14 protein-coding genes are annotated in these 14,873 nt (G+C 54.5%); 9 read left to right on the top strand and 5 right to left on the bottom strand.

From position 1 onward, the window contains the following. Window positions 1–2: 2 nt before the first annotated feature. From M0H32_RS22575 to M0H32_RS22545, 7 genes are all read left to right on the top strand, one after another. Window positions 3–245 carry a hypothetical protein gene (locus M0H32_RS22575; protein WP_248157858.1) on the top strand — a complete coding sequence of 81 codons (243 nt, stop codon included), beginning with the start codon at window positions 3–5 and terminating at the stop codon, window positions 243–245. 20 nt (window positions 246–265) lie between these two features. Then, window positions 266–1,483, top strand: coding sequence for a P-type conjugative transfer protein TrbL (gene trbL, locus M0H32_RS22570; RefSeq protein WP_248157857.1), 1,218 nt, complete (start codon window positions 266–268; stop codon window positions 1,481–1,483). Between the two features lie 15 nt (window positions 1,484–1,498). Continuing rightward, on the top strand, window positions 1,499–2,161 hold the full coding sequence (trbF, locus tag M0H32_RS22565; protein ID WP_248157844.1) for a conjugal transfer protein TrbF: 663 nt from the start codon (window positions 1,499–1,501) through the stop codon (window positions 2,159–2,161). A 29-nt stretch (window positions 2,162–2,190) separates the two neighbouring features. Beyond that, complete coding sequence (gene trbG, locus M0H32_RS22560; protein ID WP_425607353.1) at window positions 2,191–3,024, top strand: P-type conjugative transfer protein TrbG; 834 nt, start codon at window positions 2,191–2,193, stop codon at window positions 3,022–3,024. Window positions 3,025–3,026: 2 nt separating this feature from the next. Then, the gene (locus tag M0H32_RS22555; protein WP_248157842.1) at window positions 3,027–3,491 is read left to right on the top strand and encodes a conjugal transfer protein TrbH; all 465 of its coding nucleotides are present in this window, start codon (window positions 3,027–3,029) and stop codon (window positions 3,489–3,491) included. Between the two features lie 12 nt (window positions 3,492–3,503). Then, on the top strand, window positions 3,504–4,847 hold the full coding sequence (gene trbI / locus M0H32_RS22550; protein ID WP_248157841.1) for an IncP-type conjugal transfer protein TrbI: 1,344 nt from the start codon (window positions 3,504–3,506) through the stop codon (window positions 4,845–4,847). Between the two features lie 162 nt (window positions 4,848–5,009). Next, window positions 5,010–6,112 (top strand): IS3 family transposase gene (locus tag M0H32_RS22545; protein ID WP_248157838.1). Its coding sequence is split into 2 segments (ribosomal slippage): window positions 5,010–5,271 and window positions 5,271–6,112, totalling 1,104 coding nucleotides; the frame shifts between segments, so codons are not numbered across the junction. Window positions 6,113–6,371: 259 nt separating this feature from the next. Here the strand turns inward: M0H32_RS22545 and M0H32_RS22540 are convergent. The 4 genes from M0H32_RS22540 to M0H32_RS22525 all read right to left on the bottom strand — a co-directional run bounded on the left by M0H32_RS22540 (window position 6,372) and on the right by M0H32_RS22525 (window position 12,083). Next, window positions 6,372–6,851: a hypothetical protein gene (locus M0H32_RS22540; RefSeq protein WP_248157836.1), complete on the bottom strand. Its 480-nt coding sequence runs from the start codon at window positions 6,849–6,851 to the stop codon at window positions 6,372–6,374. 187 nt (window positions 6,852–7,038) lie between these two features. After that, window positions 7,039–8,823 carry a methyl-accepting chemotaxis protein gene (locus M0H32_RS22535; RefSeq protein ID WP_248157834.1) on the bottom strand — a complete coding sequence of 595 codons (1,785 nt, stop codon included), beginning with the start codon at window positions 8,821–8,823 and terminating at the stop codon, window positions 7,039–7,041. A gap of 879 nt (window positions 8,824–9,702) precedes the next feature. Continuing rightward, window positions 9,703–10,428 (bottom strand): DMT family transporter, encoded by a 726-nt coding sequence (locus M0H32_RS22530; RefSeq protein ID WP_248157832.1) that lies wholly within the window; start codon window positions 10,426–10,428, stop codon window positions 9,703–9,705. A 516-nt stretch (window positions 10,429–10,944) separates the two neighbouring features. Beyond that, a protein-coding gene (locus M0H32_RS22525) for an IS3 family transposase (RefSeq protein WP_248157830.1) occupies window positions 10,945–12,083 on the bottom strand; the annotation gives its coding sequence in 2 pieces (ribosomal slippage) (window positions 10,945–11,816 and window positions 11,816–12,083; 1,140 coding nt in all). A gap of 88 nt (window positions 12,084–12,171) precedes the next feature. On the opposite strand from M0H32_RS22525, the gene M0H32_RS29760 reads away from it, so the two are divergent. Further along, the gene (locus tag M0H32_RS29760; RefSeq protein WP_425607352.1) at window positions 12,172–12,465 is read left to right on the top strand and encodes a TetR/AcrR family transcriptional regulator; all 294 of its coding nucleotides are present in this window, start codon (window positions 12,172–12,174) and stop codon (window positions 12,463–12,465) included. 396 nt (window positions 12,466–12,861) lie between these two features. Here M0H32_RS29760 and M0H32_RS22520 read toward each other — a convergent pair whose 3' ends face one another. Then, a complete protein-coding gene (locus tag M0H32_RS22520) occupies window positions 12,862–13,815 on the bottom strand; it encodes a DMT family transporter (RefSeq protein WP_248157828.1) in 954 nt (317 codons plus the stop codon). Window positions 13,816–13,918: 103 nt separating this feature from the next. Between M0H32_RS22520 and M0H32_RS22515 the strand changes: the two genes are divergently transcribed. Continuing rightward, window positions 13,919–14,830 carry a LysR family transcriptional regulator gene (locus M0H32_RS22515; protein ID WP_248157826.1) on the top strand — a complete coding sequence of 304 codons (912 nt, stop codon included), beginning with the start codon at window positions 13,919–13,921 and terminating at the stop codon, window positions 14,828–14,830. Window positions 14,831–14,873 lie beyond the last annotated feature (43 nt).

Raw genomic sequence — 14,873 nt, 5'->3', positions numbered from 1 at the left:
ATATGACATTCAAACTCCCCATCGTCGTGTTAATCGCGCTCCTAGCGGCTGTCGCCGGGGCGGGCGCAACATACGTGATCGTACCGAAAACCGATCCCGAAGTTACCGAACTGCTGAGACGCCAAGTTGAGTTGGCGGAAGAAGCAAAAGCAAAGCGTGAAGCCTCCCAGAAGGCCGCCAAAGAGTTCTTCAAGGCGCCTGATATTGAACCGGGCAACGGGCAGGATTTCAAACCTCAGTGGTAAGTAAGTAGGGGGCTGTGGCTATGGCCAGGAGGAAGTTCGGACCGCTTTTTGGAACACTCATTTTGGGAATGGTGTTCGCAAGCATATTTGCCTCGACTGGATTTGCTCAGAGCGGCGGCGCGCTGGATACTGTTCAAAACAGTTTGGCAAACGCCGCCAAGAGCTGGGAGTCCACGCTCATAAGCGGCGCAACGTCTCTCTTCTGGCTGCTAGCCACTATCGAGATCGGCTTGGCGGCTGTCTGGCTTGGCGTGAACGCTGCCTCTCTGGAGGTCTGGGCGACAGAATTGGTCAAACGGATCATTTTTATCGGCTTTTTCGCATTCGTACTGACCCAAGGCCCACAGCTAGCAAAGGACATCGTTGATAGCCTTTGGGGGATCGGAAGCGGAAGTGTCTCGGGTAAACTCTCCCCAGCGGACCTCTTCGATACAGGTTTGCAGGTCAACGGCATCCTGAATGAGCAAATTCAAAATCTGGATTGGACTGCCATTGCGCAAGCGTTGATGCTTGCCGGCTCCGGCCTCATCGTTCTCCTTTGCATGGCGTTGTTTGCGGCAGTTTTGCTCTCTGTCATCGTGGAAATGTATATCGGGCTGATCGCCGGCATGATCATGCTCGGTTTGGGCGGGTCGTCCTACACCAAAGACTTTGCTGTTCGCTACCTGATCTATGCGTTCAGCATCGGCATGAAATTGATGGCCCTCAGCATCATCGCCAAAACAGGTTCAACTCTTTTGACGAACCTCGCGGCGGATCCGACGATGACGACGACCGCATCCGGTCCCGGAATGCTGGCTGCAATAGCTTTGGCGATGTTCGCGCTTTCAATCTTCGTTCCGAATATTGTCCAGGGCGTGGTTCAAGGCGTGTCTGCCGGCAGCGGGATGGAGGTCATTAGAACGGGCCAAGGGACATCCTATTACGCTGGCGCGGCGTTTCGGCAAACTGCCAGTGTGGCAGGAGGAATTGCTGGGGCCGGGATCGGTGCCGCCGGATTAGCATCCGGTTCTTATCAAGCTGGAAGAGCCGCGTCCGATGCCGGGCACTCGCCAGCCCGCAGTGTTGCCGCTGCATTTGGCACAGGCGGAAAAGCCCTAACCTCTGCTGCCGCGGATAAATTGACCGGAGCGCCAAGCGCTCACGGATCCTCAACACTTGGCCTCGCCAATCACAAGCTGAAGCAATCCCTTCCAAACAAACCAACTGGCGGCGGGTCTTCGCCCAAATCCTCCTGAGCAATAGGCACCTAGATGGCAAAACATACTCCAATCGATAATCCCTATATTGCCGCTCGGATGGAATGGAACGAGCGTTACGGATCGTACGTGCGCACCGCTCGCGTGTGGCAGGGTATCGGCCTGCTCGCCATGGCGATGGCGATCATCGGCTTTGGGTTCGCACTCTACCAGAGCACGCAAGTCAAACTCGTTCCCTATATCGTCGAGGTGGACAAGCTCGGCACACCCGCTATCGGTGGCTTCCCCGCTCAAATCGAATACGCCGACGAGCGCGTTGTCCGCTCAATGCTTGGAGCCTGGATCACCAATTTCCGCTCTGTCACCCCGGACACGGTTGTAGCCAAAGGCTACATCGACCGGGTTTACGCGATGCTGCGGCAGACGGACGTCGCCACCCAGAAAGTCAACAACTTCTACCGGACGAACTCTCCATTCGATCGCGCACAGTCCCGAACTGTGTCCGTCGAGGTGACAAGTATCGTCCCGCTCTCCAATCAATCTTATCAGATCGATTGGACGGAGATTGAACGGGACCGGAAGGGCAAAGAGCTTCAGACAAAGCGTTGGCGCGGAGTTGCAGCCGTGACTCTATCGCCACCACAGGACGAAGCTATCATCAGGCTAAATCCAATCGGTCTTTACCTCAAAGACTTCGATTGGACCGCGCAATTGTAAGCAATTCACACGCTCAGAGAGTGAGAGTTATGTTCCAGAAAATCAGACTGCACGCGGGCGTGTGCATGTTCGCGGCCGCGGCCGCTGTCAGCGCCCTACCAGTTCAAGCATTGGCGGCCGACTACACGGCAAAGGAGCTACGCGCCCTCGGGCTTTCTAGCGACTGGCGCAACGGCCGCGGCGTCATTACCAAAGGTCCGGACGGCAAAGTGATCTATCTTTATGGCCAAGTGCAGCCAACTGTCGTCTGCGCCCCCTTGCAGGTCTGCGACGTGGAGCTGCAGCCTGGGGAAGCCGTTCGCAACGTCATGGTCGGGGACACTGTTCGCTGGAAGGTGGATCCGGCAACATCGGGGGGACCGGGTGGAAACTCAGTTCACCTGATCATCAAGCCGACTGAACCTGGGCTCCTCACATCCATGGTGGTGACGACATCGAGGCGCACCTATCAGATCAAGCTTCAAAGTGACAGTCACCGTTACATGGCCCGGGTGGGCTTCGATTATCCTGAAGACATCCAGGCGAAATTCGAAGCGGCCAATCGCCAGCTTGAAGCCAGCATCATCCCCGGCGCTGGTGTCCCCGCCGAAAACCTGGACTTCAAATATCACGTTCACGGGCAAGCCCGCTGGCGGCCGACACGTGTCTATTCGGACGGTACCAAGACTTACATCCAGTTTCCTTCGGGAATGGCGTCCGGGGATGCGCCGGTTCTTTACATCACCTCCGGGGGACAGAACCAGATCGTCAACTATCGACTGAAGGGTAGCCTCATGATCGTTGATTACACGATCGACCAGGCGGTGCTCGTGTCGGGCGTCGGTTACAGCCAACAAAAAGTTCGCATCAATAGCGGAGGCTGATCATGTTGCACACTCGCCGCTCAATTCTGAATGCCATCGGCATTTCGGCGCTGGTAACACCCATGGCCGGCTGCATGACGCAAAGTGGCTGGTTCAACCCGACAACAAGCGTTGACGCTGCCAATCTGTCGCCTTCAGCCGCAAGCATCGTCGCCGGCGACATGGTTGCGAAACTCTCTGAACATGTCGGAGCTGGAACGGGCACCATCTTCCTCAAGGCTGACAACTCCCAGTTCGGCCTTGCGCTTGAAAGCTCTCTGCGGGGATGGGGCTACGCGGTCGCCGAAGCCGACCAACAGCCATCGGGCGACACGATCATTCCCCTGGCCTACACGGTCGATTCCGATGCCGGGCAGATCTTCGTGCGTCTCACCACACCGACTGTCGAGTTGGCACGGACCTATAAGGCTACGGCGGCCGGCGCGTCGCCGACGAGCCCTGTTTCCGTGCTGACGCGCACAGCGTAAGGGCCATCCTATATGAGCAATTCGGATTCCAATGTGCATCTGGCGGGTGACGACATTCGCGCCGACGATGAAGCTCCCAAGATTCGTCGCTTAAACCGGCTGCCGATATTTCTATTCATCGGGCTCGTTGTCGTTTTCGGTGTTGTGATCATCTATGGCCTCGCGACCCGTGGCATCACGTCGGGCGGCAGTATTGTCGAGGATGGAGGTGGCACGCCGGCAAGCGGTTTTGCTGACCAACTCAAGGCCGGCATCAGCAACGGCGTTATCGATCCCCCAGGGCAACCGATCACGCCGGTTCGGCCGGAACCAGTTGAAGTTGCCAAACCGGAAATCGTGCAAGCGCAGAAGCCGTATAGCAATCCGTTTCAGCAGCAGCCCGTCTCACCGGACGCGGTGATCGAACCTCAGGAAACAGAAATAGATTGGCGCGAAAGGATGAAACGCCGCAACGAAGAGCAGGAAATGCGGGAATTGCAGCGTCAACGGATGAAGCGCCTGCAATCCATTGACGCGGCTTATGACAGTCCAATCGTCGTGAACATTGATGAACTGGAGGGGCAGGGGCAGGGATCGCAGACCACCCAGGGCAATCAGACAGGAAACGGGGCGTTTACGCGCAGCCCGTCTTCTCCGGATCTTCTATCCGCAGCCCTGCAGGCGGCTCAAGGCGGGTCTGCTAATGCGGATCCGAACGGACAATTCGGTAAACAGGATTTCTTCAATCAGGACATCTCGGAAGCCGGATATCTCGCAAACCGCGTTGTTCCGCAGCAGTCACCCTATGAATTGAAGCGTGGCTCGGTGATCCCGGCAACCCTCATCACCGGCATTGATTCGGACCTTCCCGGCCGGATTACCGGCCAGGTCAGACAGAACGTCTATGATAGCGCAACCGGCCATCTGCTTTTGATCCCTCAAGGAACCAAACTGTTCGGCCGGTATGATTCCGATGTGTCGTTCGGTCAAAAGCGGGTGCTCGTCGTCTGGACGGATATCATCTTCCCAAATGGAGCTACCTTGCAGATCGGCTCCATGGGGGGCGTTGACGGCGAAGGCTATGGCGGTTTCAAGGATAAGGTGAACAACCATTACCTACGCACCTTTGGGTCCGCAGCACTTCTCGCAATTATTGGAACAGGGATCGATATGGCTGTTCCGGAGAGTTCTACGCTTTCCACCCAGGACACGGCCTCCGATGTCGCCCGCCGCAACTTCGCGGAAGTGTTCGGCCGGGTGGTGGAGCGGACCATCAACAAGAACCTCGATGTCCAGCCGACACTTCAGATCCGGCCGGGATACAATTTCAATATTCTGGTCGATCAGGACATCATCTTTCCGGGATCGTATGGCTGACTATGCTGAAACACAGGAAGGCGATTGAATTAGGAAAGAGATGTTCCGATGGCTGAGGGCATGTTGGGTCGCACTCCACTCATGATGTGCTCCCGGTAAATACCCCCGATTTGGGTTAGAGTTTTCCGCGACGATTTTCCTGGCTGGGAAGGAGCGGAATTGATGAAGGCATCGAAGTTTTCGGACGCGCAGAAGGCGTTCATCGTCAAGCGCGGGGAAGAAGGTGTTCCTGTTGCGGAGATCTGCCGTGAAGCCGGCATCAGCCAGGCGACGTATTTCAACTGGCGCAAGAAGTATGCGGGTCTGATGCCGTCGGAGATGAAGCGGCTCAGAGAGCTGGAGCAGGAGAATGCCCGGCTCAAGAAGATCGTCGCGGACCTGTCGCTCGACAAGGAGATGCTTCAGGATATTGTCAAACGAAAGCTCTGAGGCCTGCCCGGAAGAGAACGCTGGTCGACGAGATGCGGTCGGACTGGTCAGTGTCCATTCGCCGTGCGTGCGCGGTGATCCGGTTTGACCCGACGACCTACCGTTACAAATCCCGTCGATCCGGTCAGGCCGCTTTGGAACAGCGGATCAGGGAGATTTGCCAAACGCGCGTCCGGTTCGGATACCGTCGGGTGCATGTTTTGCTGCGCCGGGAGGGCTGGATGATCAATCAGAAGAAAACGCGGCGGATCTACAACGAGTTGGGCCTGCAACTGAGGAGCAAGCATCCCAAGCGCCGGGTGAAGGCAAAGCTGCGCGAAGACCGGCAGGAAGCTGTCGGGCCGAACGATGTCTGGGCCATGGATTTTGTGCATGACCAGCTTGCCACCGGCCGAAAGATCCGCGTTCTAACGGTGATCGACACGTATTCCCGCTATGTGCCGGCGCTTGATCCGCGCTTCAGCTATCGGGGCGAGGATGTGGTGAGAACCCTGGAGATTGTCTGCATGCGGATTGGTTATCCCAAGACAATCCGCGTCGATCAAGGCTCCGAATTTATCTCTGGGAATCTCGATCTGTGGGCCTACCGAAGGGGCGTTACGCTGGACTTCTCAAGACCGGGGAAACCGACGGACAATGCGTTCATCGAGGCCTTCAACGGGCGGTTCAGGGCGGAGTGCCTGAATGCACACTGGTTCCTCAGCCTTGCGGATGCAGCCGAAAAGTTGGAGGATTGGCGCAAGGACTACAACGAACACAGACCTCATGGTGCCATCGGCAACAAAGTGCCGGTGGACTTGATGAAATCAGAACACGCAGCCAGCCCGTGTTCCTGATTTGGTCCGGAAAACTCTAGCCCGTCCCGGGGGCACCGTGGGTCGCACTCCACTCAACCGAAGGACTCCGCGCTAAGCCGGAAGAAACTCGGGTCTCAGGTCAGACGCCAAGCGGACGCCAAAAAATGGCACGCTTGCACTGGGTGCAACTATTAATGCAATTTTGATTACACAGCCTGCTCTTTGCCCACACGGCCTAGCCAAGAAAACGTTAAGGAAAAGCAGCCCCTCGACTTTGCCGAAAAGATTAAGCGCCACGCTAACAATCTAAAACATAGGCTTCTGTAGTAATTTCCGTACAGACACTCACCATTCGGTCAATTACAAGGTCGATTTTATATTGAGAATTTGGCTTTTTCTCGATGGCAATGGCTCTTTTTGCTTTGGCTATGCATAGTATATCATCGTCAAGATTATTTGACATAAGAAAAACGAACATTTTTTCGGTTAAAGCGATGCTACTTAAGCGTCCAAGAGCATCTAAATCCTCTTGTCGTGTCGTGCTTATGTCAAAAAGAATTATGTCTATCTGATCTGGAGTTCCCAGCAAGGACGAAACGATTTGCAGACCGGCTTTCCCATGCGAGGCTACACGCGTTCTGAATTCGAACCTGTGACGTTCGGAATAGCGAGGTATCTCGTTGCAAAGGAGTTTGAGGTCCTCGTTGTTACCGTCAATAATCATGATGTTGAGTTTTTTCCTGCCCATTTCTACCTGCCTAAACAATCTGGAATTCATGCCGGCTTCAATTGAGTAGAATTTTTTTGTGTTTCTTAATTAAAGAAATGACATTTATTTGTCCAAACTCCAGATAAACATTTGGGGTCTAATTGTTCATTATGCTGAAACTGGTTTCGCCAATGATTATATTCAGAATTCTATTTCTTGGCCCGGAGTCGTTTTAGCTTACATGCGCCTCGTCGATTTAGGCCGACTGAATCTCTGCGAGAAAGCCGTCTACCTCTATCTTAAGTCGGGACGATTGATTTGAAAGTTCCCCTGCTGCCATTGTCACCTGGCTCGCTGCGGCCCCGGTTTCCTGTGATGCTTGAGTGACCCCGGCAATGTTTTCAGATACGGCCTGCGTTCCTGCTGCCGCTTCCGTGACGTTTTGGGCGATTTCCCGTGTTGCCATGTCCTGCTGATCCATCGCAGCAGCAATTTCAATCGACGTTTCGTTGATCTGCGAAATGATACGGCCGATATCAGTGACGGAAGCCACAGAAGTGTTAGTCTGGTCCTGAATTTCTTTAATGAGGCCGGCAATATTTTCGGTCGCCTTCGCTGTTTGACCGGCCAGGACCTTCACCTCGCTTGCGACCACTGCGAACCCTTTGCCAGCTTCGCCTGCCCGGGCAGATTCGATTGTCGCGTTCAGTGCCAAGAGGTTCGTCTGCTCCGCAATGTCCGAGATCATTGAGATCACTTCGCCGATCTTTTCAGCGGTCTCGGCAAGCTGACCGATTTGCCCCTCGGTCTTTGACACTTCGTCTACGGCTTGTTTGGAAATGTCAGTTGCTTGAGAAATACGAGAGTTGATTTCTCCGATTGAGCTAGAAAGTTCCTCGGTTGCTGAGGAAACCGTCGCCACGTTCGTCGTGGCCTCCTCGGTGGCGGCTGCCACGGATGTTGCCTGGCTGCTGGTTTCTTCTGCGATGCTGGACATCGACTGGGCCGTGGTTTGCAGTTCGGTTGACGCTGAGGACACCGTTTCCACGATGGTGCCAATATTTGCGGCAAATCGGCTGGAGGCGTCGGTCATCCTTTTCTGACGGTCTTGCTCAATCTGGCTTTGGCGCCGTTGCTCTTCTTCCAGTTCCTTTGAGCGGATCATCGTTTCCCGGAACGTTTGATAGGCTGTCGCCACGGCTCCAATTTCATCCTTGGCATGGACTTTGACGTCCATTGTGAAGTCACCCGCCGTCAAGGCGTTTATGCCTAGGACAACTTCATTCAGCGGTCGCGTGATGGCTTTTCGAATAACGAAGGAGGCGATGCCGAGCGCGGCCACGAAGACAAAAACCGCTATAGCTAGAATGGCTTTTAACGCTGTTTTTTCAGCTTCAAGCGCCTCGCGCGCCGCGTCCAAGGTGAACGATTGCAGTTCCTGCACCAGGGCTTCAAGCTCATGGTTCAAGTTGTTTTCTTCTTTTTCAATCCCTGGCAGCAGCGCAAGCGCAAGGTCTATCTCTCCAGCCTCGACCAGTTCGAAGGCTTCAAGAGCATGCTTGTCATATGCCTTGTGCGCAGCGCCTATTTGATCGAATGCCTCATAAACCATTTGAAATTCGGACTTCAGCTTTTCGGAGTGCGAGGCTTGTTCAGCGGTCATCGCCAGGTCCTGAGCTTCCAGAATTTCGCGATCAACCATCTCGGCGTATTTCAGAAAAGTCATGCGTGCCTTGTCAAAATCTGCGCGGGCTTTTGCGTGCTCCTTCATCATCACTCCGGCCCGAAAGGCTCGCTCCAGATTGATGGATTGGTCCAGCTGGTGGGTAGTGATTTGAGTTACCGCACTGGTAAGCGGGATGTCTTTGTTGGCAACATTGTTGATGAGCAAGCCGATCTGGTTCAGCTGCCAAAGACCGATTGCCGCCACAAGGACTAATCCGACTAGACATATGCCCACCACAGATAAGATCTTGGTTCCAATGCCGAAAGACCTGCTGGATGCCTGGTTTCCGCTTGGTTGATTTGCCGTAATGCTCATTGTGTCCTCTCACCGAATGAAAAGTAATTCGACTAGACCGGTTTCACTTGACGTTGAAGGCCGTTTATTTGCAGCCGCCTTCAATATTTTGCTCGGTTACTACATATCAATCTCTGAGATGCTCCAAGGGAAAGCTGAAAAGGAGCGTATTGACCCCAAGCCTCCCTGATCTCAAAAAATGCCCATAAACAATCAAATACACCAAGTGAAATTAATGAAAAATTACTTTAGGTGAATTTTGTCAGTAAAAATCAAATAAGCCGCCGTTATCACAAAAAAAAGCGTGGCAGTTTTATCGTATTTAATCTTTGGATTTCAATATAAAGTTGATTGCAACCAATAATTGTGTGATTTGGTAGAGTTTTTGCACGACTTTTCTCTAGTCGCCAATGCTCTTTCGATAGGAATTGCGTAAAATGTCAACTTTTTGACATTTTTCGACAATATGCATGCTTTCTTTGTTATTGCTTTCTTAACATTTAGTCTGAAGGCGGAATTACAGTTCAAATTGCCATCAACGCCTTGCCGGAGATGGGAAAAGTCACCGGCGCTTTGGATCCAACCAATCCAAGCCCACGAAACCCTGATCGTGATGCACGGCCATTGGAAGCTTGCCCGGGCAAACGGCGAGAAAGTGCCAGCGTTGGGTGATACCTGTGCGTGCCGTCAGGCCCCGATTCCCGCTGTCGCTATGGAGCGGTGATAGGCGGAGGTTTTCGTCGCTTGCCTGACAAGGCGTTCCCAGCGATGGCCACGAGGAGAACCAGGCCGCCGATCAGAGTGTTGACGCTCGCCGTTTCGCCCAGAAAGAGCCAAACCCAAAGAGGACCGAGCAGGACTTCAGCCAGAGACAACAAGGCAAGCTCTGCTGCCGGGAGGCTACGTGAGCCCAGCGTGTAGAGGATCAGACCGGCACCGACTTGCCCCCCCCATTCCCATGGAAATGAAGCCGTCATTCGGGCTCAAAACGACGGAGAGCCCGAGGCCAAAGCAGATCGCCAGGGTGATGGCGAACGCGAAGAGGCCCGAAAGGAAGACCGCCGGCAGCATCTCACCTGTTCGGCCCCATCGTAACGCCACGGTGAAGGCAGCGAAACCGAACGCCGATCCAAGGGCCGCCAGACTGCCCTTAAGGGCGACGCTGCCGGATTTGTCGGCAACCATGATCGCGATCCCTCCAATGGCAACAACAATCGCAATCCAGGTTGCAAAGCGCACACGTTCACGCAGAACGATCCATCCCAGAACAGCTGCCATAAACGGTGCTGTCGCAAAAAGCAGCATGGCATTCGCGACTGACGTGTTCTGAATTGAGTAGATCCCACCGCTATAGGCCGCAACCAGTGAAAGCCCTGCGACAACAACGGGGGAACCAATTCGGCGGATTTGAACAAAGGGGCTTTCGCCCGACCGCATTCGAAAAAGAATGTAAAGAAACAGCGACATGCTGATCGACCTATACAGCAGAATCTGCCACACAACGGCATCGTCGATCATGCGAATACCAATGCCGACTGTCGACCACAGAACCCCGGCCGCAAAGACGAAAAGCACACCGTGCTTGTGGGCATCCGCACTATGAGCGCGCGTCGATATGGATGTCATTTTGGGCCATTCAAATAGGTCTTGCCCCCGCAAGTTAGCATGCCGGCCGGAGTTCTGATCTCTCTTATGCGACATTGACGCCGGATGTTGCCTGCGGTGGCCCGAGCAGAGGTTGCTGCAAGATAACGAACGGCAGATATGAGAAAGCTGCCCTGTAGCATTCAAGCAATGCATGGAAGACAGGTTTGGGCCGAAAGCGTCGAAGAGCGAACGGCGGCTTGTGTAGTTAGGTTTTTGGGGGGGCCTGGCCGTTCACGGCCCTGTCGTCCCGTTTGGCGAGCCAATCCAGCAGTAGGAAATTGACCAAATAGTCAAAAATATTCCATAATTACAATTATGCGTTATGTTATATCATTACCAGAATTGATAAGCTCCGACCGCTGCTGGCTCCTAACACGACGCTTCCTTAAGAACTCCTCTTGGTATCCGAGGAGCTGTTTTTCCGATTCCGCAGTTAGAGGTGGCTCGGTTTGTCTGAACAGTTCAGGGCGTTTGCTAAGTGGATTTCCGCCTGGATTATGCCGCCGCCATCATCGGCGTCAGCGCGTTGAAGTAGGCCTGATCCGGCGTCTGCCGGTCAAGGGATGAATGTGGGCGTCGTGTGTTGTAAAAGGTCAGATAGCGGCCGATGCCAGCGCGGGCCTCGGACACGGTCTTGTAAGCGTGGAGGTAGACTTCCTCGTATTTGATAGACCGCCAAAGCCGCTCGACGAAGACATTGTCCCGCCAAGCGCCCTTGCCGTCCATCGAGATGGCGATCTCAGCTTTCTTCAGCACCGCCGTAAAGTCGATGGAAGTGAACTGCGAACCTTGGTCAGTGTTGAATATTTCTGGCTTGCCATAGCGAGCCAGCGCCTCCTCGACTGCCTCGATGCAGAAGGCTGCCTCCATAGTGATCGACAGCCGCCACGACAGAACCCTCCGGCTGAACCAGTCCACAACGGCACAGAGGTAGACAAAACCGCGAGCCATCGGAACGTAGGTTATGTCCATTGCCCACACCTGGTTGGGCCGGGTGACCGCCAGCTTTCGCAGGAGATAGGGATAGATTTTGTGACCTGGCGCTGGTTTCGAGGTGTTCGGGCGGCGATAGATCGCCTCGATGCCCATCTTCTTCATCAGCGTGGCGACGTGAAGCCGCCCGACACGCAGCCCTTCTCCATTCAAGAGCCCTTGCAACATCCGGCTTCCCGCGAACGGGTAGTTGAGATGCAGTTCGTCGATCCGGCGCATCAGAGCCAGATCGCTCTCAGACACCGGACGAGGCAGATAATAGACACTGCCACGGCTGAAGCCGAGAAGCTTTGCCTGGCGCACAACGGATAGCTTATGCTCGCGGTCGATCATTTCTTTCCGCTCAGCAATCCCGCCTTGCCGAGCGCTCCGGCTAAAAAATCATTCTCCAGCGTCAGCTCCCCGATCTTGGCATGCAGCGTTTTGACATCGACGGTCGGCCCTGCCGGTACCGCCTTCGATTCATCGCCGAAAACGCCTGTCGCTCCCTCAAGAAGCTGGTCTTTCCACTGCTTGATCTGGTTCGCGTGCACGTCGAACTGCTGGGACAGTTCCACCAGTGTCTGCTCGCCTTTGATCGCGGCAAGCGCAACTTTCGCCTTGAAAGCCGGGCTGTGGTTCCGGCGCGGTCGTCTCGTCATCGTCTCTCCTGTTTCCGGCATCTAAGCCAAAGTCAGGCAGAAATTCCACTTATCCCAGCTGTGAAAATTTCCCGAGCCAGCTCTTCGTGTGTTCAATGAGCTCGGCTATACAAACGTGACCATCGATCGACTGATGCAGGAAGCCGGGCTGACAAGAGGCGGCTTTTACGCGCATTTCTCGAGCAAGGCGGAACTTTTTGTCGAGGTAGTGCGCGCCGGGAAAGTGGGAGTGTTGTCATCTCGATGGAGCGAAGGTCCAAATCTGGATTTGTTTGAAGATATGGTGCGGGCTTATCTGGCAGACTTTCACCTCGACAACTTAGACGCCACATGCCCCCTATCGCATTCCCTGAAGACGTCGCACGAGGGTCAGATGAGTTGAAGCAGGCATACACAGAAGTCGCGAAATCAATCGCTGATACTCTGGAATCACCCCTCAGAGGCAAGTATTCGAGAGAGCAGGCTTTGGCGAGCCTTGCATTGTGTGTAGGTGGGATGGTCATCGCACGGGGATCAGTTGATCGAACCTTCGCTGACAATCTTCGGGCGGCATGCATCCAGGCCGCAATGAACCTAGCGCGCACGGCCTAAGTTACTTCATACTTTCGAGGCTTGCATTGTTCGATACCCGAATGCGGACAATCGTGCAGCGTAATGCATTGGTGAACCCTGGCTCATAGACGAGGCCGCTCGCCGCGCCGTGGCTGAGGGTCTACTTAGCGGACGAAGTTGCCTTTTGCCGCGATCGCGGCGATCTCTGCCTCATGGTTCATCGCGTCTATCGACGAAATTTTGCTGCCTTGGCTTTGCCACGGCGCAAGACCAGTAGACCCGCAATTACGATCAGGGCCATGCCGGTGACTGAAGTGAAGGTCGGTGTTATCCCGAAAAACAGAGTGTCCCAGATGGCGACGAACACAAGATAACTATATTCGAATGTGGAAATAATCGCAGGCGGCGCGGCTTGGTAGGCTGCCGCGAGCAGAACGCTGATCAGAATTGTAAACCCCGCAAGGATCACAAGGATCAGACCATCCATCAAAGCGACATCCGACCATATACCAAAGATGTAAGGATAGTCGCGGACAAATTCAGCATCAGACGGCGCCCAGATCAGCAAGATACTGACAAGCACCCCCGCTGACATCATGACGATATTCTGCGCGAGAGATATTGCGGGCAGCGGTGTATCCTGACATTTCACCCGCGTTGTGATATGCGCCAGAGCATAGAAAGCGGCCCCGATGATCGGCAATATTGACCACAGGGAGAACGCATCGGTTCCCGGTCGCAACAGAACAACAACACCCGCAAAGCCAAGCAAGACCCCAAGCCAGCCGAGCAGACCGACGGGTTCCCTGATGGCATAGGCCGACAGCAGTGCCACAAAGATCGGCGCGATATAGTTCGCGGCACCGACAGTTGATAGGCTTAGGAACGGGATTGCGGCATAGAAAGCCAGAAACGTGGTTGTGATGAACACCGCGCGCAACAGTGGCCATTTTTGCAAAGCCATGTGTACGACGCCGCGGTGCGCCCCCCGCATCCATAGCACCACCATGAGCAACGGTATCGCAAGGATGCCGCGCAGCGCGAATATCTGCCACAAGGAAAGTTCGCTGCTGAAGATCTTGAACACGACATCCTGAAGCGAGATCGTAAGGGCCGCCGCAATGATCAGCGCCACACCGCGCATGATGTTTTCCGGCCGGGCTATCGCACTGTCGCCCACATCAGTCTCCACATCCCAATTTCCTGATTTTCATGGCATACAATGAACGTGTTAGTTTGAATATGCCTTGCACTATAAACCCACTATTTAGTACTTATGAATAATGCAGCGCCTGCCCACATATGGCATCGAAGTTTTTCTGACCATCGTTCGCGAAGGGTCGATGCGCGCGGCCGCAGACGCGCTCGGTGTGGGCGCATCTGCCGTAACCCTGCAATTGAAATCCCTGGAAGAGAGGCTGGGGATCGAGCTGTTTTTCCGAACAACCCGCAGCGTTGCGCTTACCGATGCCGGGAAAGTCCTATTCGAAGCCGCCGCCCCCGCACACCGCGACCTGATCTATGCGATCAAGAAAACAAGGGAGATGGCACAATCCACCACCGGGACTCTGCGCTTGAGTTTGTCGCGCGGGGCCTATATCGGAGCCCTCGCGCCCGCCCTTAAGGAATTCCTTGCCGAAAATCCTGGCATCAATCTGGACCTGTCGTGGAATGAGGAACTTGTGGACATCGTTCGAGACGGTTTCCATGGCGGCATCCGCATGGGGGATGTGCTGTCGCCCGATATGATCGCTGTCCGTATCACTCCGACCGTCAAGTCGGCCTTCTTTGCAGCCCCCAATTACCTTAAGGTCCACGGTGTCCCCAAATGTCCGCGCGACCTTTTGCACCACCAATGTATCCGGCACAGACACCTCACATCCAGCACCATGCACCAATGGTGGGTGACGCAAGACGGTCAGGACAAGCTGATCGACCCGCCTGCACGTCTGATCTTTGATTCAGCAGCGGGTGTCATCGAGGCGGCGCGTGACGGGCACGGTGTCGGCTGGTCCATGAAGGCGGCAATGAAAGATTACCTGAAGACAGGCGAATTGCAGACGGTTCTCGAACCCTACGCAAAGGACCTTTCACCGTTCTACATTTATTACCCGATGCAGAACAAAAGGGTTGAATGCCTCAAAGTGCTTGTTGAGTTCTTGAAAGACAGATCGAAAAAGCATCCCGGAAACTGATATTTGCGCGGTGTGCAGCGTCAGTTAGTGGGGGTTCGAAACC

It is taken from the genome of Roseibium sediminicola, assembly GCF_023156505.1.
Taxonomy (GTDB): Bacteria; Pseudomonadota; Alphaproteobacteria; order Rhizobiales; family Stappiaceae; genus Roseibium; species Roseibium sediminicola.
This window is presented reverse-complemented; position numbering and strand designations above follow the sequence as displayed.